Below are 381 nucleotides of genomic sequence, written 5' to 3' on the forward strand. Positions count from 1 at the left end.
CTGTTTTGTTTGCTTCAAATTTTCCTTCGGAAAATCCTCGCGCACAAAACCGCAACTTTTAATACACCAAAACGTTGGTATTCATTGCGCGAAAAAAATCAGAATCATACAAAAAATTCGTTTAAAACAATGATTTTTTTTTCAAATAAATCTGTTGGAATTATTACTCAAAATGTTGAATAAAAAAATGCTGAACACTCACTCGCTCGTGAAAACTATTGTGGGAATTTTAACAAGTTTGCCGAAATATAAAACGTGAGAATTTACTTAAACTCTTAAAAACCAATATTGCGGAATTTAGCCCGTTTGAGGAATTGAAAATCTTTGCGGAATTTATTACTCAAAATCTGAATTTATTAAAACTTGAATTATAAAAAAAGG

1 protein-coding gene is annotated in these 381 nt (G+C 29.7%); it reads left to right on the forward strand.

Annotation, left to right across the window (positions count from 1 at the left end; translation table 11 throughout):
• The coding region (locus tag Q0733_RS13030; protein ID WP_298782778.1) for a hypothetical protein at positions 1-183 on the forward strand (183 nt) is incomplete at its 5' end.
• Between the last annotated feature and the right edge of the window lie 198 nt (positions 184-381).

This window comes from uncultured Polaribacter sp., assembly GCF_947500975.1.
Taxonomy (GTDB): domain Bacteria; phylum Bacteroidota; class Bacteroidia; order Flavobacteriales; family Flavobacteriaceae; genus Polaribacter.